25 protein-coding genes are annotated in these 20,200 nt (G+C 41.5%); 2 read left to right on the top strand and 23 right to left on the bottom strand.

From position 1 onward, the window contains the following. Positions 1 to 448: 448 nt before the first annotated feature. Positions 449 to 1,702 (top strand): exo-beta-N-acetylmuramidase NamZ family protein, encoded by a 1,254-nt coding sequence (locus tag CVD19_RS22095; RefSeq protein ID WP_101585345.1) that lies wholly within the window; start codon positions 449 to 451, stop codon positions 1,700 to 1,702. Positions 1,703 to 1,747: 45 nt separating this feature from the next. On the opposite strand, the gene pduL is transcribed toward CVD19_RS22095, so the two are convergent. The 5 genes from pduL to CVD19_RS22065 form a co-directional block, all read right to left on the bottom strand. Then, entirely contained in the window at positions 1,748 to 2,314 is a 567-nt protein-coding gene (pduL, locus tag CVD19_RS22090) for a phosphate propanoyltransferase (RefSeq protein WP_101585344.1), read from the bottom strand. Between the two features lie 204 nt (positions 2,315 to 2,518). Beyond that, entirely contained in the window at positions 2,519 to 3,103 is a 585-nt protein-coding gene (locus CVD19_RS25210) for an SEC-C metal-binding domain-containing protein (protein WP_219620114.1), read from the bottom strand. 108 nt (positions 3,104 to 3,211) lie between these two features. Beyond that, on the bottom strand, positions 3,212 to 3,700 hold the full coding sequence (locus CVD19_RS22080) for a hypothetical protein (protein ID WP_101585343.1): 489 nt from the start codon (positions 3,698 to 3,700) through the stop codon (positions 3,212 to 3,214). A 42-nt stretch (positions 3,701 to 3,742) separates the two neighbouring features. Beyond that, positions 3,743 to 3,976 (bottom strand): 2Fe-2S iron-sulfur cluster-binding protein, encoded by a 234-nt coding sequence (locus tag CVD19_RS22075; RefSeq protein ID WP_257985250.1) that lies wholly within the window; start codon positions 3,974 to 3,976, stop codon positions 3,743 to 3,745. 445 nt (positions 3,977 to 4,421) lie between these two features. Further along, complete coding sequence (locus CVD19_RS22065; protein WP_101585342.1) at positions 4,422 to 4,664, bottom strand: helix-turn-helix transcriptional regulator; 243 nt, start codon at positions 4,662 to 4,664, stop codon at positions 4,422 to 4,424. A 171-nt stretch (positions 4,665 to 4,835) separates the two neighbouring features. On the opposite strand from CVD19_RS22065, the gene CVD19_RS22060 reads away from it, so the two are divergent. Beyond that, entirely contained in the window at positions 4,836 to 5,228 is a 393-nt protein-coding gene (locus CVD19_RS22060; RefSeq protein ID WP_101585341.1) for a helix-turn-helix domain-containing protein, read from the top strand. Positions 5,229 to 5,437: 209 nt separating this feature from the next. On the opposite strand, the gene CVD19_RS22055 is transcribed toward CVD19_RS22060, so the two are convergent. The 18 genes from CVD19_RS22055 to CVD19_RS21980 form a co-directional block, all read right to left on the bottom strand. Further along, positions 5,438 to 6,529: a phosphatidylglycerol lysyltransferase domain-containing protein gene (locus CVD19_RS22055; protein WP_101585340.1), complete on the bottom strand. Its 1,092-nt coding sequence runs from the start codon at positions 6,527 to 6,529 to the stop codon at positions 5,438 to 5,440. Between the two features lie 607 nt (positions 6,530 to 7,136). Then, positions 7,137 to 7,637: a hypothetical protein gene (locus CVD19_RS22050; RefSeq protein ID WP_101585339.1), complete on the bottom strand. Its 501-nt coding sequence runs from the start codon at positions 7,635 to 7,637 to the stop codon at positions 7,137 to 7,139. A gap of 188 nt (positions 7,638 to 7,825) precedes the next feature. After that, positions 7,826 to 8,551 (bottom strand): response regulator transcription factor, encoded by a 726-nt coding sequence (locus CVD19_RS22045; protein ID WP_101585338.1) that lies wholly within the window; start codon positions 8,549 to 8,551, stop codon positions 7,826 to 7,828. Between the two features lie 37 nt (positions 8,552 to 8,588). Further along, positions 8,589 to 9,734: an ABC transporter permease gene (locus CVD19_RS22040; protein WP_101585337.1), complete on the bottom strand. Its 1,146-nt coding sequence runs from the start codon at positions 9,732 to 9,734 to the stop codon at positions 8,589 to 8,591. Further along, positions 9,721 to 10,440, bottom strand: coding sequence for an ABC transporter ATP-binding protein (locus tag CVD19_RS22035; RefSeq protein WP_101585336.1), 720 nt, complete (start codon positions 10,438 to 10,440; stop codon positions 9,721 to 9,723). Before CVD19_RS22035 ends, CVD19_RS22040 begins: the two co-directional genes overlap by 14 nt. Positions 10,441 to 10,651: 211 nt before the next feature. Beyond that, positions 10,652 to 10,819: a hypothetical protein gene (locus tag CVD19_RS25050; protein ID WP_180953747.1), complete on the bottom strand. Its 168-nt coding sequence runs from the start codon at positions 10,817 to 10,819 to the stop codon at positions 10,652 to 10,654. Between the two features lie 233 nt (positions 10,820 to 11,052). Continuing rightward, positions 11,053 to 11,220 carry a hypothetical protein gene (locus tag CVD19_RS25045; protein WP_180953746.1) on the bottom strand — a complete coding sequence of 56 codons (168 nt, stop codon included), beginning with the start codon at positions 11,218 to 11,220 and terminating at the stop codon, positions 11,053 to 11,055. 176 nt (positions 11,221 to 11,396) lie between these two features. Further along, positions 11,397 to 11,816 (bottom strand): DUF4064 domain-containing protein, encoded by a 420-nt coding sequence (locus CVD19_RS22030; protein WP_180953745.1) that lies wholly within the window; start codon positions 11,814 to 11,816, stop codon positions 11,397 to 11,399. 21 nt (positions 11,817 to 11,837) lie between these two features. Beyond that, positions 11,838 to 12,356 (bottom strand): RNA polymerase sigma factor, encoded by a 519-nt coding sequence (locus tag CVD19_RS22025; protein WP_101585334.1) that lies wholly within the window; start codon positions 12,354 to 12,356, stop codon positions 11,838 to 11,840. Between the two features lie 28 nt (positions 12,357 to 12,384). Then, positions 12,385 to 13,320, bottom strand: a complete 936-nt coding sequence (locus tag CVD19_RS22020; RefSeq protein WP_101585333.1) for an ABC transporter permease — start codon at positions 13,318 to 13,320, stop codon at positions 12,385 to 12,387. Then, on the bottom strand, positions 13,313 to 14,236 hold the full coding sequence (locus CVD19_RS22015; RefSeq protein ID WP_101585332.1) for an ABC transporter ATP-binding protein: 924 nt from the start codon (positions 14,234 to 14,236) through the stop codon (positions 13,313 to 13,315). The genes CVD19_RS22020 and CVD19_RS22015 overlap by 8 nt, the downstream gene beginning before the upstream one ends. 122 nt (positions 14,237 to 14,358) lie before the next feature. Continuing rightward, complete coding sequence (locus tag CVD19_RS22010; protein WP_101585331.1) at positions 14,359 to 14,568, bottom strand: hypothetical protein; 210 nt, start codon at positions 14,566 to 14,568, stop codon at positions 14,359 to 14,361. Continuing rightward, the gene (locus CVD19_RS22005; protein WP_142383558.1) at positions 14,568 to 14,771 is read right to left on the bottom strand and encodes a hypothetical protein; all 204 of its coding nucleotides are present in this window, start codon (positions 14,769 to 14,771) and stop codon (positions 14,568 to 14,570) included. The genes CVD19_RS22010 and CVD19_RS22005 overlap by 1 nt, the downstream gene beginning before the upstream one ends. A gap of 47 nt (positions 14,772 to 14,818) precedes the next feature. Next, positions 14,819 to 16,240, bottom strand: a complete 1,422-nt coding sequence (locus CVD19_RS22000) for a sensor histidine kinase (protein ID WP_180953744.1) — start codon at positions 16,238 to 16,240, stop codon at positions 14,819 to 14,821. Positions 16,241 to 16,309: 69 nt separating this feature from the next. After that, positions 16,310 to 17,530 carry a sensor histidine kinase gene (locus tag CVD19_RS21995; protein WP_257985247.1) on the bottom strand — a complete coding sequence of 407 codons (1,221 nt, stop codon included), beginning with the start codon at positions 17,528 to 17,530 and terminating at the stop codon, positions 16,310 to 16,312. A gap of 98 nt (positions 17,531 to 17,628) precedes the next feature. Next, positions 17,629 to 18,042, bottom strand: coding sequence for a PH domain-containing protein (locus CVD19_RS21990; RefSeq protein ID WP_180953743.1), 414 nt, complete (start codon positions 18,040 to 18,042; stop codon positions 17,629 to 17,631). A gap of 16 nt (positions 18,043 to 18,058) precedes the next feature. Continuing rightward, positions 18,059 to 18,799, bottom strand: coding sequence for an ABC transporter permease (locus CVD19_RS21985; protein ID WP_101585327.1), 741 nt, complete (start codon positions 18,797 to 18,799; stop codon positions 18,059 to 18,061). A 5-nt stretch (positions 18,800 to 18,804) separates the two neighbouring features. Next, positions 18,805 to 19,536: an ABC transporter ATP-binding protein gene (locus CVD19_RS21980; RefSeq protein WP_101585326.1), complete on the bottom strand. Its 732-nt coding sequence runs from the start codon at positions 19,534 to 19,536 to the stop codon at positions 18,805 to 18,807. Positions 19,537 to 20,200 lie beyond the last annotated feature (664 nt).

Below are 20,200 nucleotides of genomic sequence, written 5' to 3'. Positions count from 1 at the left end.
AGCGTAATTTTGTCCAATAGAGCGGTTCTAATGGACCTTAGCCTGATGGACCACCATGATTTTGTCCAATAGAGCGGTTCTAATCGACTTTAGCCTGATGGACCACCATGATTTTGTCCAATAGAGCGGTTCTAATCGACTTTAGTCTGATGGACCACCATGATTTTGTCCAATAGAGCGGTTCTAATCGACTTTACTCAGAACGATTACCGTAATTTTGTCCAATAGAGCGGTTCTAATGCACCTTAGCCTGATGGACCACCATGATTTTGTCCAATAGAGCGGTTCTAATCGACTTTACTCAAAGCGATTAGCGTGAATTTTGTCCAATAGAGCGGTTCTAATCCACTTTACTCAAAGCGATTACCGTACTTTTGTCTAAATAGATTAATGTAATTTGCGAACATTTACTATCCTGAAAACCATCACAAACTAAGGAGGAAAATTCATGAAAAAATGGCTGGCATCGATCATAACACTAGTTCTCGCACTCTCCTGTTTTACATTTGCCCTGGCGGATCATGACGATGACGACAGGCGCTCCAAAAAGTTCAAGCTTGGTGTAGAAGTTTTATTGAATGAGCAGAAAGACCTCATTAAAGGCAAAAAAGTCGGCCTGATTACAAACCCGACCGGTGTCGACCAGGAAATGAACAGTATTGTTGATTTGCTCCACGACGATCCTGAGGTCGAATTGACAGCACTGTATGGCCCGGAGCATGGCGTCCGTGGAAGCGCGCAGGCTGGCCAGTATGTCGAATACTATGTTGATGAAAAAACAGGACTTCCGGTTTACAGCCTCTATGGAAAGACAAGAAAACCTACTCCTGAAATGTTGGAGGACGTAGAAGTATTACTATTTGATATTCAGGATGTCGGCACGCGCTTTTACACATATATCTACACAATGGCACTGGCAATGGAAGCAGCGAAGGAGAACAACATCCCTATTATCGTGCTTGACCGTCCGAACCCGCTTGGCGGAACCAAAGTTGAAGGACCGGTGCTTGAACCTAAATATGCTTCGTTCATAGGGCAATATGCAATCCCGATCCGCCACGGCATGACCGTAGGCGAGCTGGCTAAATTGTTCAATAAGGAATTCGGAATTGGTGCAGCTCTTACCGTTGTGGAAATGAAAGGCTGGAAGCGGAATATGTATTATGATGATACACCGCTCCAGTGGGTCCTCCCTTCACCTAACATGCCAACACTTGACACTGCACTTGTCTACCCGGGCGGAGCTTTAATCGAGGGCACGAATCTGTCGGAAGGACGCGGAACTACAAAGCCGTTTGAATTGTTGGGTGCTCCGTTCATCAACAGCGACGACCTTGCTGAAAAATTGAACTCACTTAAGCTGCCTGGTGTCAAATTCAGGGCTGCATCCTTCATCCCGACATTCTCAAAGCATAGCGGCGTGCTCTCCCATGGCGTACAGTACCATATCACTGACCGGGACGCTTTTAAACCGGTAGAAACAGGGCTTCACGTTGTAAAGACGATTCACGATATGTACCCTGACAAATTCCAGTTCCGCGCTGAGGGAAGCAATGGAATTTCATTCTTTGATAACCTGACCGGGAATCGCTGGATCCGTGACGGCATCAACCAGGGCAAATCAGTGGAAGAACTCACCGAACAATGGCAGGACGGGCTGGATGAATTCAAGAAAACCCGGAAGAAATATTTGCTTTACTAATGCAAGTATGGGAAAAGGCGGAGACTATTTCTCCGCCTTTTTGCTTTATTTTATAATTTGGACACGGTCCCCCGTCCTTAAACCTGCAGCATTTGCCTCATCTGTATCGATGTGAAAATCCAATGCAAATGTGTCCTTCACCCTGATCAAGACCTGGTTAAATACAAGGCCCCGCTCACCTTCAATTCTTACGCTCACATATTGCCCATTTTCAACCTCGAATTTTTCGGCGTCACGAGGAGTCATGTGGATATGCCGTGCTGCGACAATGACCCCTTCCTCCGTTTCCAACTCGCCTTTTGGTCCGACAATTTTGATGCCTGGCGTGCCTTCAATGTTGCCGGAAGCACGCAACGGGGCTTTTACTCCTAATGCAAAAGAATCCGTTTTGGAAATCTCCAACTGAGTGAACTTGCGCACCGGTCCTAAAACCCGCACCGCTGGAAATTCCCCTTTTGGACCAATGACCCTTACTGTCTCATGCGCCGCAAACTCGCCAGGCTGTGACAGGTCTTTCATATTTGTCAGCTCATAGCCTTCACCAAATAAAAGCTCCAAATGCTCCCTGGTCAAGTGAATGTGCCTGCTCGATACCCCTACAGGAATGTCCATGAAGAAAACCTTCTTTCTAAAGTAATCTCATATGTACTTTTTCCTTTATTGCAAAAAACAAACCAAAGCACATCACCTAGGTGCGTTAATACGTTAATCCTGTGGGAGTCAGGCCCCAAGTACGGTAAAGTATCACCGCGCTGGGGGCCTGACCCTCGGTTCGTTAATGTACCACCACCGGGCTGGGGGTCAGGCCCAAAAAAATTACGCTCCGCAGCACTTCTTATATTTTTTGCCGCTCCCGCATGGGCACGGGTCGTTGCGGCCGACTTTTTCGGTGTTGCGGTAAGGAATTCCTGGATCAAGTGGATCCGGCGCTCTGCCCTTCTCCCCGCTTTGCAGCTTGCGGAATTCTTCTTCCCGGTCTTCGGCAATTTGCCGCCATTGCTGCAGCTTGGGATGATCGATACCCATTACTTTATGAAAACCATACAACAGGTTCTCAACCTCAACTAGATAAGAGTTATAGCCTTCTTTCGCAAATTGTTCGATTTCCGGTAGGGCTTCCTCTGTAAGTTGATGGCATAATGCCTCGATAATCATTGTTTTGTTTTCATCATCGGTTGTTTTTTTATAAAGCTCACGAAGTTTTTCAACGGCCAAAGGAGTTTTAGTATTGGCAAGAACGGAAACAGGAAAAATGATATCGTCTGAATCACTCATCATTTCGGCGACCGCTTCTACCACTTCATCCGATTGAAAAGCAATCAGCGCGTCAGATGTCTCTTCCTGGAGTATATCTTCATCCCGATTCATAAAATCGACCAGCAGCGGAACATACTTCTCCATTTTCAACAAGCTAGCCATATAGACAGCCAGTATTCCATTAAACTCAAAATAGTCCTCTTCCAGCTGCTCCTTAAACGTGTTGTCAATTTCCCATTCCTCGACCCAGCCTCATTTAACAAGAGTTATCGCCAAACGTTTGGCTTTCGTATATAAATCCTGCTGGAAGTTCTCGTCTCTTTCCATTGCTGCCAATACAGACCCATATTCTTCCCATAATTCCTCTTCCCCGCCATTCAACAAGAATTCATTTAATTCAAAAGCTTTTGGTGTAAGAATTCCCGCGAGCGTGGAACGATGCTCCAAAATCAACTCAGGGTCCAGGTTAGCTATCAGACGCGCAAATAAATGTTTTCTGTCTTTCGCCGCAGAACGATACCCCTCCGCAAGAAGTGCTACTGCACCATCGGTAAAAGTGAATTTATCGATATTCGCCAAAATAACCAATTCTTTTTCCTTTGAGTCAATCGCCTCTCTTAAAAGCAATTCTGTCCACTCTGGCGGCACATTCGGATATTCCTGCAAAGCATGCATGACAAATTCCTGCACAAAAAAGTCATCGGATAACAGATGCGGCCTGATTTTTTCCAAAAAGTCCATTCGATATTTCCTCTTTCCGTTTTTACAGTAAGTGTATCATTTTCAATAATCAGGAACCAATTTGTCCGACTTAGCCCGTGACACACAGGTCAAAATGGAGTTTTGAATGTTCCTTTGTTCATCGCTCAGAAAGGAATCATGGTGGTCGATTTCCCCTGCTGTCACTTTAAGCTCACATGTACCGCAGCGGCCAACCTTGCAGGAATAAGGGGCCTTGATGCCTGCTTCAAGCAATGCTTCGAGCATCGTCTGTTCTTTAGAAACATTTATAATCAAATTTTTCAACTCGACTTTGAACGAATTTCGGTTCTTTGGAATGACAGGTGTAAACCATTCATAATGAACAATTAAATCAAAAAATAAGGGTTATCGTGGGCAAGCAGAATTTGCAAAGCTTACCGTTGGGAAAAGGGTTCCGTTATCAGGCAAAACAGAAGATTCAAAAATGATGTGATACTGCCGAACGGCTGGTCTGTCGAAGTAAAGAGGAAGAAAGCAGGCTTCAAAACCATTTATGGCTGAATGAGAAAAACACACCTGATATCATCGCCTACAGGGCCGACCAAAAACCGTGGATTGTCATCATGAAGCTTGATAGATTCCTGGAGTTGATGAACAGCAACATCGACAAATAAACAAAAAAACAGCGATCACACAAGTGCCGCTGTTTTGCCTATTTTTTATTTTGAGTATGACGGTATAAACAATATATGCTCTTAACCTATGAATTACTTTTTTCATCCGCTTTTTTGGCAACATCCTTGTCTTCATTGCTAAAAAATAGAATATTTATATCACTATCCAAAAGTGTGGCTACTTGGTAAGCAACATTTAAAGTTGGCCTGGCGTAGCCATTTTCCCAATTGCTGACGGTTGTTTTTTTGCATTGAAGTAATTCTGCCAATTGCACCTGGGTGTAGCCTTTTTTCTTTCTTGCGTTAATTAACGCATGATTTTTCTTCAAATTATTTCACCACTCTTGCATCCCAGTTTTCTGGAACTTTATATCTTGATAATAAATCCAAGAAACTTGGATGTCAATCGCCACGTTTGATTATTTTGGACTTTTATTCACTTTTCTTTAAAATTAAGTACAATATATTTGTACTTATTATTTTGGTAAGGGGAAGTCGCCATGATAGCACAAAGGCTGCGTTTGGCCAGGAAAGCAAAATTGTTGACGCAAGAACAATTAGCTACACTGGTTAATACGAAAAAGACGACAATTTCTAATTATGAAACTGGTTATAGCTCCCCATCCAATGAGATGTTGAACGATCTTGCTGATGCTTTAGAGGTATCGACCGACTATCTCCTTGGAAGGACCGCCCACCCGGACGGTTCTACCGATCAAAGCAGAGTAAGCAAACAACACCAGGGAATTGAAGAATTGATGCGTGACCCGGAGTTCGGGTTATGGTATAGAGAGCTGAAAGGCGCTCCGGATGAAATTAAGGAGGAAGCCTTCCGCTTTTTGAAGTATCTGAAGGAACAGAAAAAAGACCGCAAACCTGGGAATAAAAAATGAGCGGCCCTAGCCGATTAAGGTTTTAGATAATCACCATAAATAAAAGCTGTCCTGCATCGCCAGCTTGTCCAGGAAATAGCCTCGGACAAAGCTGACCAGGTCAGCTTTTTAATTATCTTTATTCGTAAGAGCAGAAAAATGCTTCCTCTGTGGGAGTTTGAAATTCGGCTAAAACTCACCGTTAGTTAAATAAATTACGAGATTAATGACTAAACTGCCCTTTTAATTTGCTTACCTTCCCTGTCTCTGTTGTCTTGCTTCTGGTGAATCAACTGGATAATGTGAAGAAACACGATTGGCAGAAACGATCGGTACATGAGATAGCGGCTTTCCCAAACAGGTTCGAATTTGTTCTTATACTCATACAGCCCTTTAAAATTATAAAGGTAATTTACTCTATGAAAAATAAAATGGCCGATTGGGCCAAAAAGTCCAGCTGAATCTTTGATATTTGCTAACGGTGACATTCCTAAACTGCACCACTCATACTCATTCTGTTTGCACCACTGAAAAATTGAAACAAACAAATAATCCATTGTACCGTGTAGGCTTCCATTATTGTACCGCATCAAATCCACTGTAATAGTACGGTTAGTTTGTTGATGGTTGGATGCCAATGAAGCGAAAGCTATTATTGTTCCAGCCGGGTTCTTGACAATTGCAAGTGGAAAGTTGTCCACATAATTTTCACAAAAGAAACTTACCGAAAACCCTTTTTCCTTTCTACCTCCTAGCCATGAGTCTGAAATTTGGTTAATTTCACTTATTAAATTGGATGAGTGGGGCGGAAACAGCACCGAAAACCGATAACCATTGCGCTCAAGTCTATTGATACGGGTCCTTAATTTCGCACGTTTTTTTCCAGCCATAGAAAAATCGGGTAAATGCACTTTTGCCTCTTCTCCAATTTTTATACAGCGGTATCTTTGTTTTGTATAAAGATTTAGGTATTTGGGTGAAACTTGGTAAAATACAGGCCGTTTCCCCCGCCTATAACAATGATGTTCAAACTCGTTAAGTGCTCCTGATATTAGGGAATCATCTCCGATAGGATCACCTAATACAACGTATGAGCCACTCGCTTGTTGAAAAGTAATGAGCACACTGTCATTTTGGGCCCAGAAGAATTGTTTGTCTTTTAACATACTTAAGTGTGAAGTATGATTCCCTCCCTTATTTTTCAGGAAAGTGGATATTCGGTTTGATTCTGAAATATCGCTTGCGTTTTCAGCATTTCCTCTTTTTGATAGATGAAAGGTAAATAATAATGATAATAATAAAAATAATAAAATAATAAACATATATCCTCCAGGTTGAAACTAAGCGGCCGGTAAAATTTCGCCCTTATGCTAATACGTTTCTTAATCGAATAACTAATCAATGATTCCCGCTTGCATCAATACAAGGGTTGGCCACTTCCATATATAATTATCAACGTCTGGCTCTCCCTTGCCGCAATCCATAAAAATCAGTCCATAATTATATAGAAAACCATACTTTTAAGAGAATGTCCAATAGGTATTTAGACATACTTTTCAACCATTTAGCGGCAAAAACAGGGGTTTTAGCACCCGTTTTGTTGATTTCAAGTAAATTATTAAAGGGGGATGTTTTCCTCACAATTCTTTTTTATCGGATTGTTTTGGCGTTTCGAGGTCTTATCGAAGTAGCGCACGTGTAAGTGCAACAAGGTTATAGTCAACCAGGTCTAAGTCCAATGTTACTGCCATTTCATTCTATTCTATAAGAAAGATAGCTATCATAGTGGCAGCTTCCTTTACACCGTTCTCCTTCTTGCACTGTCAACCTGCCAAAAAAGCCTGGACCCTATTCGAGAGTCAGGCACCCTTTAGTTGAGGATAAAATACTATTATTGCCTATACACTATAGTTGTTCAATCACTCCCGTTCAACATCCGTCTGTTGAACTAGTGACTCTCTTATCCGACATTGTATATTCCTTAAAAGAGAAGCAGAACAGCTTGCGTTCGATTCTCCCCCGTTCGCCCGTTACCCTGTACCAGTGCTGGCCAATATAAAACCTGTTGGAAAGCAATTTTTCAATGATGTACGCAATATAGTCATTTGCCTCGTCTTTTTCAATTTTATCTTTGCATGACAGGGCTAAAACAAAATATGATTGAGTATCATCAAGTTCCAGCAACTGAAGATGGTAAATGCCGTTCTGGCTCCTGTTGAAATCTTCCAATACCTTCTTGATGCTTTTTTCAACTTCTATCTCGTATTTACTGGCATCTTTCCAGTTCGTTAATAAAGAATCATATAGTGATAACGTCAGGATATAAAACGTTGCATAATCCGCGGGATCAAACGCTTTCTTGCCTGTCTTTTTTTCTTCCAAAGGGATCACAATATAATTCTTATAGTCTGCAAAAAAATTTTCACTCATAATATCCCTTCTTTCCGCTGATCAAGTAACAAGAAAATATACTGATAATTAAATATTCTTTTTATGAAATGCAAAATCCTTCATATTCCATACCAAACTCACCTTGTCCGACAAATAAGTTCAAAAGTCACATAAAAAGAGGCCATTCCTATCGAATGATCCTCCCTGTATATATCTTATTTAGTTATTCACAGACCCTTCTCAATTTTGTAGCCAAGACCGCGGATTGTTTTTAAGTAAATCGGGGACTTCGGACTATCTTCGATTTTGTCTCTGATTTTTGATATATGTACGTTTATCGTGTTGTCCTCTTCCGCTCCCAGGTAATAATCGTTCCAGACCTTTTCAAAGATTTGTTGCTTTGTATATACCCTGCCTGGGGAGGCCATTAGTAATTCCAGAATCTTATATTCTGTCTTTGTCAGTGTGATTGAATTTCCGGATTTTAAAACAGAAAATGAATCCTGGTCCAACACAAGATCTCCAACAATGATTTTGGTTGGTTCATCCTCGTGTTCGGCTGCTGTATTCAGCCCATTGTTGAAGCTGTAGCTCCGCCGCAATTGAGCCTGAACCCTTGCCACCACTTCAAGTGGATTAAAGGGCTTCGGAATAAAATCATCCGCCCCCAGCCCAAGGCCGAGAATTTTATCATTGTCTTCATTTTTAGCCGATAGGATAATAATCGGAAGATTCAATTCACGCCTCACTTTTTTAATTAGCTGAAAACCATCGACATTAGGCATCATCAAATCTACGAGAAGCAAATCAATGCTTTTTTTCGAGGATATGATGTCTAAAGCTTGCTGTCCGTCATAGGCTTCCTCGATGTTGTAGCCTTCCTTTTCCAGGTATAATCTCAGCAACTCAACAATTTCAGGCTGGTCATCAACGATCAATAATGTACGATCCATTTTGCCCTCCTTTCATTCGCTCCCTATTTAATTACTATTATAATTTAAAGATATTCAGTAAAAACAGAATAATCGTCAAAACTTTCAGCGTGCTCATAGGAATAAGCCATGTGGCCTTAAAGGCGAGCCTTTTCGCTCTGGCCATGACATCCTCGTTGATTTTATTGATATTCCTGGCAAAAGGATGGTTGATAAACGCTTTCCATATGCCCTGCTGTATTTTGTAGCCAGCTATCAATGCGAAAATAAGCACGATTATCTTCAAATTCAGCGGGAGCACAACAATCGCCCCGAAAGAGACACTCATGAATGACAAATAAAATTTTATCTGTTTTCCCTGGCGAACATGCCATTTCCAGTACATTTCTGTCAGGATTTTTTCTGGTGTCCTTTCGGAAAAAATTGGTCTGGAATTCTTATTTAGTAGCGGATATTTTCTTGTTTTCCTGATGCTGTCAACCTCTCCGGACTGGATCATGATGAATGATGCCCATTTCCACTTTTCTTTCTGTTCACGCTCTGCATCCTGTTGAAAATGCCTGATTGGATCTTTTTCCATTACGATCAAACAAACGACGGCAATGAGTATTAATGATGAAATGGTAATGAAGATGGACTGATTATGGAATAGACCGTAAAAGCCTGCTCCATAAAGGGCAAATGAAAAGACAGAAAACAACCTGCGCCGCCATATGATTCTCCTTATGAAAAACCACCGTTCGATCAATTTCTGAAAGATGTTCCAAATGAAAAGATATGTAAATATTCCGACGATAGAAGAATTTGAAATACTGTAGGCTGCCACAAAAACGGGCAATAAATAAACAATGACCACACCGATTTCGATAAAAGCTTTCAAAACTGCAAAATATTTCCCGTGTTGAATAAGCGACTTGTAAAATTCAGTTTTTTGCAAGACAAATAGTTCATCAGCCTGTGCAACAAAGGTCCGCATCGGAGAAATAAGTGTTCCCATATAGAGACTTAACCCAAACAGCTCAACCGGAATGGTTGATGTCCACCCAGGCGGCGAATGCCACATGCGATAATGGATAACGGCCAAGATGACCATAGCAGGGAAGACAAAATAAACGATGATCGACCAGTCCAAAACCATTCTAAATACTTTCTTTTGGAACTGGGTCTCTTTTTTTAGCCGTGTTATGTATTCAGCCCTGCCCATGATTTGTTCCCTCTTCAATCAGATAGTCAAAGCAATCAAGCAGGCTTCCTCCTGGCGACTGGCATAATGTTTGCAGATGGAGGAGCGATCCAGTAGTGAACATAGTTCCGTTTGAGAGCAGGATAAAGCTGTCGCACAGCTTTTCAGCCGTATCGAGCACATGGGTGCACATGAGGATGCCTGTGCCTTTTGCCCTCTCCCGCTCAATCATTTGCAGTAAATGTTTCGTAGCGCGCGGGTCCAGCCCGATGAAGGGTTCATCAATGATCAGCAGTTCCGGCGATGGAAGCAGGGCGAGGATGATCATGACTTTTTGCTGCGTCCCTTTCGACAGGCTGTGGGGCAACTGGTGTATGTAGGCACCCAATCGAAAAGTATCAATAAGTTCATTTGCTCTTTCTTCCCAGTTTGAAATCTCCTGGATGATGCCGCAAAACTCAATATGCTCCCATACTGTCAGTTCATCATAAAAAACCGGCTTTTCTGGGACATATCCGTATATAGCCCCTTTTGTATGTATGTTTACGCTGCCCTCCATCCAGTTCAGTTGGCCGAGGATGGCCTTTATTGTCGTACTTTTCCCCGCGCCGTTTTCCCCAATCAGGCCAACAAGCTCGCCAGTTTTAACAGAAAAACGGACATTTTCGATGACACTTTCGTTCATGCTGTAACCTGCTTTTTCTATATTGACAGTTAATCTGTCCATCGGAAAAACCTCCAATATTTGAACTCATGCCTGCATGTTTCCCACGGTTAAGGTCATTTTTTCCGTTTCTCAGGGAGATTGAGCCTCTGGTTCAATTTTCAGCAGTTCTGTATAAAATACTAAGCTAGTTTTCAGATCGTCGACATATATACGTGGAATGACGCTTAATGGTTTCATTTCCCTCTCCTCGTTGAATAACTTCAAAGCACTACTATTTTTCAGATCCTTTATCTTGAATCGCAAAAAGGCTGCCAAACAATAAAACCGAACCTATAAAACGGAAATATCGTACCCATTCGTGATCCTTTAAAATCGTAAAGGTTATGATAAACACAACCAACCCGGTAACTGCAATAAATACAGGCAGATTTTTCTTCATTCAACTATCCCCTTAAATAGATTTATTGATTTCTTTGATCTTAATGGATAAATCTTTCAGCAGGAAGCGAGGGCACATGACCATATGCACCATTCATAAAATACTCATATTTTCTTCAATAACAGATCATAGAATGCCATTCTTAAATATTTCTTCATATAGTATGAACAGTATAATTTTTTCAATCAAAATCCCCTATTCCTTTGTCAGAATAAGGGATCTAGTTTCGTCCTCTATTTTATTTTACCCGCTACAAAAAAAGTAGTGAGAAACATAATTAATATGCCAAATAACCAGCCAAATGCAGGGGCATATTCAAAGGTCGTTTTTAAAGCCATTCCACTTAAAATGAAACCTGTACTCAACATAATAAGCAAAACTATCACTCTTTTTTGATCCAAAACTTTCTTGCCCCTTTCCGGTTACAGATTTCCTGTCCAACTTATTAACGAAATCTATTTTTATTATCTATAATCTAATTTTATTATAGAGAATCCAGTTTTTTCACAGGAAACCCATGATCTACGCACATTCCACTGTATTCTGGCAATTCACTTATTCCCGGAAATCTAGTTGATTACCTATATTCCTGCCTTGGTTTCCTGGCCAAACACATTATTCCGGCCACAATATATAAAATGCCGGGGAAAGCAGCCAGGCCTACCGTGGCCAGGATGCTTAATGCGCCGACTACGAGAAAGATCGTTCCAGCAGCCTTTGGTTTGGTATTTCTGTTAAGAAATGCTACAGCAAGGATGCCAAGTACAATTGCGGCGGCACTGACAATAAGCAACAGCCATCCCGCTGTCCCAATCAGGTCAATTAAGCCATCGACATCAACGGACTCCATGCTGGGCCCCTCTTTGGCAGTGTCCCTTATAGTCATGATGAACTCGCTGTGGTCTTGTTGTGCGATTACAGCTCCCCCTATCAAAATCAAAAACCCATACAGCAGCATTCCAATAAACCCTGTGATCTTTTCCGCCCTGCGTTTCATTTGCATCTCTCCATTCTATGACTAAATTACTGCTAGTCTGATTGTCCTTCTCGCCCGATTAATATGTGTTTTGACCGTTCCTTCCTTTAATTTCAGCCTTTTTGCAATTTCCTTTTCCTTAAGGCCCTCTTTTACTTTTAACAGGAATACTTCGCGTTTATTTGGTGGCAGCTTTTCAATCTGTTCCTGTATTTTTTCCTTAAGTAACTTAACTTCAACTTTATTCTCGACATTGTGGTCCTTATTCACTGACAATGTATTTAATAACATGGAATGATCCATCAGCACGAAGCCTTTTCTCTGTTCTTTCCTTACATAATCTATTGAAGTATTTGTCACAATTGCTGCTAACCACGGGCCAATTTTCTCATGGTCTGCAATGGTATCCCGCTTTTTAAACGCCTTGATAAATGACTCTTGCAAAATATCTTCCGCAAGAAAGGAATCCTTCGTAATGTAATAGGCAATATTAAATAACCTCTGCTTTAAGGATTTATATATCTGTATTAAGATAGTTTCGCTAATCATTTGTTGAAGCAATGTACCGCACCCCTTGTTTGTAAAATACTTATCCCGCAATGTCACGTTTCACAAATGGAATCCAGCTAAGCAGCATGAAGACCACATAATATACAGCGACTACAGTGAGCGAAAATTGCAATGACATTCCGTCTTGAATTTGTGAACCATCAATATATTGGCTGAGTTGGGTATTTGCAAACAGAATGTATTTTGACCACTCATATTTGCTGAATATGCCGACGATCGTGCTTCCTGTAAATACCAGGACAATGCTGACCCCGATTGCCAGTGATGACGTTCTGAACAGCGTTGAGATCATAAACGCGAATGTAGTCATGATGAGGAGAGAAATACAGTTCAAACCGTACGTTTTAAGAATATAAATTACTGGATTCTCTTCGTTGACTTTGCCGTCGGTATAAGTCAAGAAATTGGTGGATAAGTTATCAAATCCGAAGAACAATCCACCGATGATGATGGAAAATACGAAAAGGATGAACAGCAGTTCCAGTACAAACAGGAACGTGGAAAGATATTTACTCAACAGCATCTTTGACCTGTTCACTGGCCGTATCATGAGCAGCTTGATCGTTCCCCATGAAAATTCTTTTGAGATACTCCCTGCGGCGACGATGATAGAAAAAATCGTAATCACGCTTACTAAAGCGGAAGTGATGTTGACAAATTCCCAAATCCGGCTTGGCGGATGGTCATTCTCCAGTCTATAGTTGTTGATGTCGATTTCCTTTTGCATGAGATAGCGCAGGCTCTCCGGAAGCTTTTCATCCTTCAGCTGTTTTTCATTTTCTTTATTCGTTTGTATTAACTCCGTTTTCCAGTCTCCAGCCTTCTGGTCGTTATCCGAGTCGAAATGTGCGATCAAAGCAGCAGCCAGAATCAGCAGCACGACAAGAATCCGCATGACCCATGTGCCCATTTGCCTGTTTAATTTCCGGCTCTCATTTACTACTAAATTAAGCAATGCTGGTCCCCCCTGTCACTTCAAGAAATCTTTCTTCCAATGATTTGGCCGTCGGTATCACACCGTAAACCTTTATATCGTTATTGACCAGGTATCCAACTAAATCCGGTATCTCGTCTTTATTCAGTTGGATGCTGATATTGTCATCCTTTAACTCCGTTTCGATCTCATTAAAATAAATATTTATCAGATTTAACGCTTCATCTCTCGGTTCAGCCTGTAATAGATAAGTAGTTTCCGTGGTTTCGATAAAATCATTCACTCGTTGGACATCGATGAGTTCGCCGTGTTGGATGATTGCGATTCTGTCAGCCATCAATTCCATCTCGGCCAGTAAATGGCTCGACACCAGTACTGCCAAGTTCTCCTCTTTAGCCAGTTTTCTTAAATAGTCCCTAATTTCCCGGATTCCGGCCGGGTCGAGTCCGTTCGTTGGTTCATCGAGAATCAACAGCTTCGGCTTATGAAGCAGGGCCTGGGCAATGCCCAATCGCTGCCTCATCCCCAGCGAATACGTTTTTACTTTATTGTGGATCGCATTTTCAAGGCCGACCAGTTTGACAACTTCACCAATTCTCTCTTTACTGACCCCTTTGGATAGCTTTGCGAAAAACTCCAGGTTTTGATATCCGGTCATGAACTTATACATTTCAGGGTTTTCCACGATGGCGCCGACATACGAAATCGCTTGTTCAAATTTATCCGCAATACTGACTCCATTTATTTTGATATCACCATCTGTAATCGATATTAACCCGACCATCATCCGGATGGTTGTAGTCTTTCCTGCTCCATTGGGGCCCAACAGGCCGAGTATTTCCCCAGGATAAATGTTAAGATTGATTCCCTTGATGATCGGCTTTTTTCCGATTGTCTTTTTGACATTGCTTAATTGAACAATGGGAATGCTCTGCACAAAAACGCCTCCTATTAAGTAGATTGAATGGTTAACTTAACCTCTGACCCCAGTATAGTCATCGAAGCTTAAATCAAACTTAAATCCAATTTAATTTCAGCTTAAAACGAACTTACATCAACCTAAAGACCATTCGCCGATTGTTGGGCCCTTAACGGCGAAGACCACCCGGGGGATTTTGAACCTTCATGTTGGACAAATTTTGCTTGTTTCCGGGGGATTTTGTCTATCAATGCCTTCTGATGGACAAACTTTGCTTGTTCCTGGGGGATTTTGTCCATCATTGCCTTCTTGATGGACAAACTTTGCTTGTCCTGGGGGATTTTGTCCATCATTGCCTTCTTGATGGACAAACTTTGCTTGTTCCTGGGGGATTTTGTCCATCATTGCCGTTCTGATGGACAATTTTTGCTTGTTCCCGGGCAATTTTGTCCATCATTGCCTTCTTGATGGACAATTTTTGCTTGTTCCCGGGGGATTTTGTCCAGCATTGCCTTCTTGATGGACAAACTTTGCTTTCCAGGTACCAGTGCATTAAAAAACCCTCCGGCATCCAGAAGGTTTTTGCAATGTAAGATTTTTTCACAGGGGAAATGTTAAGACAAATTTCGTTTTGCCTCTTTCCGGGTTTGTATCTAACGCCAGTGTTCCCTTGTGCAGCTCGACTATTCTTTTTGTAATGGCCAGCCCAAGGCCGGATCCTCCGTCTTCATTCCTGCTCTTATCGCCCCTGAAAAACGGTTCGAAAAGGTTTGTGGCTATCTCCCCGGGAATCCCGATGCCATTATCCAAAATCTCGATTTGGATGCTGTCCGGCAGCTTCCTGACCTTAATATAAACATTCGTGTGTTTCGGGTTATACTTAACCGCATTTCCCAAGATATTAGTAATGGCTCTGTATAATAGTTTCTTATCAACCTTGTAAATGATTTTTCTTTTTGGTATATCGATAGAGAGGCGCATTTCTTTTTCCTCAAATTGCTCATAATGTTCCGCTATAATTTCCCGGACAAATTCTCCTATATCGCATTCTTCCTGAACCATCGGAAACTCGGGATTGTCCAATTTTGACAGAGTAAAAAGGTCATCAATCAGGGTCGACACTCTGATGGACTTATCATGGATGAATTTCAAATACTTTTTCACCTGTTTTTCGTCATCTATCAAGCCTTCATATAATGCCTTCGAGTAACCCTGGATCGTGGTCATCGGGGTTTTCAGGTCGTGTGAGATATCTACAAGCATCCTTTTCTTGCTTTCTTCAACTTGTTCTTTTTCCCGTTCTGTCTTCTCGAGTGCGGCAGCCATATAGTTAAACGCATTCCTGATTTTTTCATATTCGTATTCTGCGGTGAAATCGAGCCTTGTATCAAGCCTGCCCTTGTTCATCTTCAGGAGCCCTTCAGTTATCAGCGTCAGGGGCCTTCCAATCTTTTTCGCATTTCTCCTGCTATAAAAATATATATTTACGCCATACAAAATGAAAAAGAGCACCGCAGCTTGAAGGACAATATAAAAAACAACTTTCCAAAACTTCAATGGGGGATTAATGACAGACGGCAGAAATGAAATCCGGTCATTTGGGATTTTAACCACACAGTACAACTGCTTATTGCCATAAAAAAATGGCGTTACAGAATAATAGTATTGGTTCTTCTCATCCATCGGGTCGGTATGCCCGAACAATTCAGTATCGGTATATTTTTGGATGCCATCCCGCTTTTTTCCCTTAACAAAAACCACCTGTTTGTCCCGGTCAAGAATTTCGACCCATCCATCAATCTCCTCGATTGAATCGATTTTAATTTTTTTATAATCCATATTGTCGGAAATAACAGGTGTCATTAGCTCACTAAATATTGTTTTTGTATTCCTGTCAGCCAGATTTTGATAGAATATGGACGTCATAACCACAATGAACCCGACCATTAAAGAAAAATAAATATACTCTTTCACAAGGGTGCTAAAAATCCCTTTGCTTCCCATCTTGCAGCGTCTTTTCAAATTGACCGCCCCCCAGTACCGAAAAAAGGCTTTCAGCCCGGCCTGAAAGCTCATTTATTAATGCAAGGTTCACCTTATCCGCGGCAGCTCAAATACAAAAGCTTTGACGCCACGTTCCGGTTTCGTATCGAGAACCAGCTTTCCGTCATGGACCTCTGCAATCTTTTTGGCAATCGCAAGGCCCAGCCCGGTGCCGCCATCTTCCTTCCTGCTGCGGTCCCCCCTGACAAAGGGCTCAAAAATATCCTTGGCCAGTTCATCCGGGATGACAGTCCCGCTATCTCCAATCTTTATTGTGATTTCATGTGCTGTGCTCGTTAATCCTACAAAAATATCAGTTTTTACAGGATTGTATTTAAGGGCATTCTCCAACAGATTGGAGACAGCCCTGTACATCAATTGCTGGTCAAATCTGTGCAGTATTTTCGTATCAGGTATTTCTATATTTAATTGCATCTCTTTTTCTGCGAATAAATCAAAATATTCAACAATCACTTCGCGGACAAACTCACATACGTCCCGCTCCACTTTATTGGTCGCGTAATCGGGATTGTCCAATTTTGAAAACATAAACAGCTCATCTATTAATGTTGCAACCCTGATGGATTTATCATGGATATATTTCAGGTATTTTTTTGCCTGCTCCGGATTATCGGCCATTCCCTCATATAACGCTTTGGAATATCCTTGAATAGTCGTAATGGGTGTTTTCAAATCATGCGAAATATCCGCAAGCATCCTCTTCTTGCTTTCTTCAGCAAGCATTTTTTCCCGGCTCTTAATTTCCAGCTCCTTCACTGTAAGCTCGAGGCGCTCGTTCATTTCCTTGTACTTTAAGGAAGCCCTCATAATGAAAGGAAGGATACTCCCGCCAAACAGGGGAGGAATCATGATCATGATTATATAAAACTCCGCGAACATACCTGAATCGTACATTAAATATAAAGCACTTACAGCAAAACTGACCGATATTACATACATCCAGCGCAAAGGAAGACGCACGATCTGATTTGAAAAAATAAACACGATATATAGATAAACCGGATTAAACAGGTATCCCAGCAAAAGGGTGATAGCCAGTTCACCTGCGATTAAAATCAGTGAAATGCGGGGCGTCCAATAAACCTGCCGAAACATGACCAGCAACATCGCCACCAACACCAGACCGGGATAAATCTTAGCAGGTGGCTCCTGCAGCAAGAAATAAACCGGGATCATGATATTTAACAGATATGCATACGGAAGAAAGCCCTCTTCTTCCGGGAAAATCTCTTTTAAAAAAGTTTGCAATTGTACCGCTCCCCGTTATTTGTGAATGTAGCTTGATGATAACATACGTCGGGGCGGTATATAATGCATATTATAGAATTTTTTTACAAGTAATATATTTATATTTTTGCATTGGGGCAGCGTTTTCTTAGTATCTCCAAAAATTCATCCCGGTCTTGTGGTGATATAATGGCTGATTTGTTGTTTCCATTTTTGATATGAAGCCTTTTCAATGACAAAGCCGGGCTTGAAATGATATTACTGGTCTTCTTTACAGAATGTATTTCGTTTAAAGGAACCGTCTTTTTGAACGGTCCAGACCTGATGATTAGGTTGTCATCATCCAAATCATAGTAGGTTGTCAACCAAATCCATAATACGAATACAAAAGCGGCGCCCAGTATTATGAGCGGTGTTAACATTCCGGGCAAACGTCCAAACAGCAATGAATAGCCACAGCTTAAAATTGACACTGTCAAAGACCCGAAAATCGTCAATGTCAGCCAAGGATCTTTTTCCGAATGAAACCTCATCTTAGCCGTCATATCATCAACTTTGCCATTTAAAATACTTAATGCTGATAAACAAGCTGCAAACCAGTAGCACCAGTAGATAAATATAATCAAACACAAGGTCTTTATGAAACAGTGTGCCATTCCATCCCGATTGCAGGACATTGATGACAGCTGTTAAAGGGATATATTTTGACAGCTTTTGAAGGACATCAGGCAGCGATTCAATTGGAAGAGTCGCTCCTGATAAAAAAAGCATCGGGTACATCGAAACAAATGAAATGGCGAGTGCCGTCTGCATTTTTTTAGCCAGGCTCGCGATTAAAAATCCCAGTGCAAAAAATGTAATGGAAACAAAGGCCCCTGCAAGGAAAAACTTAATATAGTCTGGCGTAATATCAGCCTTGAAATACAATTTTGCAATCAGGATGATTTCAACAGCCCCTGCAAACACAGCGATAAAGCCCTTGATGAATATGCCTGTGAAAATATTCAATGGATTAAGCGGTGTGCCCTGCAGCCGTCTGTACACGCCCTTTTCCCGGTCCGTCACCAGCTGGACCCCTATTGTAAAGAAACCGGTAGTAAACACAATAATTGCGATCATGCCCGGGATATATAAATCAAAGTACGAGCCCTTACTGTAATCTACATCTTTAAACATTTGCCCTAAAACGGCAAAGCTGACTCCCGGCAATAAAAATGTAAAAAATATCGCAATGATTTCCCTGAAAAAAAGTGTGATTTCCATCCGTACGTGAGTTAACATGGCATTCATTAGTTTCAGGCCCCCTTCATCGAATGGGAAGCATATTTTGCATATACATCGTCCATCGAGCCTTCTTTTATTCCCAAACTGCTGATGAGGTTGGATGGGGTGTCGCATATGACAAGCTCCCCGTTTTTCAAGATTGCAGCGCGGCTGCAGTACTTTTTCACTTCTTCCATATAATGAGTCGACAGAATGATTGTCTTCCCTTCGTCTTTTAACATATTAATAATTTGCCAAAGCTGGATTCTGGCCTCAGGATCCAATCCTGTCGTAGGTTCATCCAGGAAAATAACTTCCGGGTCGTTCACCAATGCCAGTGCCAAGGAGGTTCTCTGCTGCCAGCCGCCGGAAAGGTTCTTCACGTACTTGTTCAAATACGGTGTTAAACCCAATATCTCGATGATCTCTTTCATATTTCGTTTCTTTTTATAATAAGAAGAAAACAAGGCCAGGGCTTCTTTGACCTTAATGCGGTCATAAATGGATGTCTTCTGAAGCTGAATGCCGATCAATTCCTTTAATTCCTTTGGATTTTTGATTACATCAACTCCAGCGACGGTGATATTTCCCTGGTCCGGCTTCGTCAGGCCCATCATCATTTCCAGGCCCGTCGTTTTCCCCGCCCCGTTCGCACCCAAGAGCCCGAATATCTCTCCCTTTCTTACATCCAAAGATAAATTGTTGACGGCGATGACATTTTTATACGATTTATAAACGTTTTCTACCTTGATCACACTATTCATATTGGCCTCCCGCTAAATCTGTTTTCCACATTTTCATTATAGAATCGGTATCTTAAATTAAACTTAAGTCCACCTTAAAAGAAGAATAAAAAACAGACCCTGGACTGGCAGGACCTGTTTGTGTGGAAAAGCTATATCTATTTATTCAAAGAATTGTGTATGCCTAAAGTCGATTAGAGCCTTCCTATTCGACCCTTTCAAAAAAATGAGCATGCCTAAAGTCGATTAGAGCCTTTCTATTCGACCCTTTCAAGGAAATGAGCATGCCTAAAGTCGATTAGAGCCTTTCTATTCGAGCTTTTCAAGGAATTGAGTATGACTAGAGTCGATTAGAACCTTTCTATTCGACCTTTTGAAGCAATTGTTTCTCCCTAAAGTCGATTAGAGCCTTTCTATTCGACCTTTTCAAGGAATTGAGCATGCCTAAAGTCGATTAGAGCTTCTATTCGACCCTTTCAAGGAATCGAGTATGACTAGAGTCGATTAGAACCTTCCTATTCGACCTTTGCAAGGAATCGAGTATGACTAGGGTCGATTAGAGCCTCTCTATTCGACCTTTTCAAAGAATTGTGTATGCCTAAAGTCGATTAGAGCCTTCCTGTTCGACCTTTGCAAGGAATTGAGTATGCCCAAAGTCGATTAGAGCCTTTCTATTCGACCCTTT

It is taken from the genome of Bacillus sp. T33-2, assembly GCF_002860205.1.
GTDB lineage: Bacteria > Bacillota > Bacilli > Bacillales > Cytobacillaceae > T33-2.
Note: the sequence above shows the minus strand (reverse complement) of the source record. Positions and strands in the feature narration are given on the sequence as shown.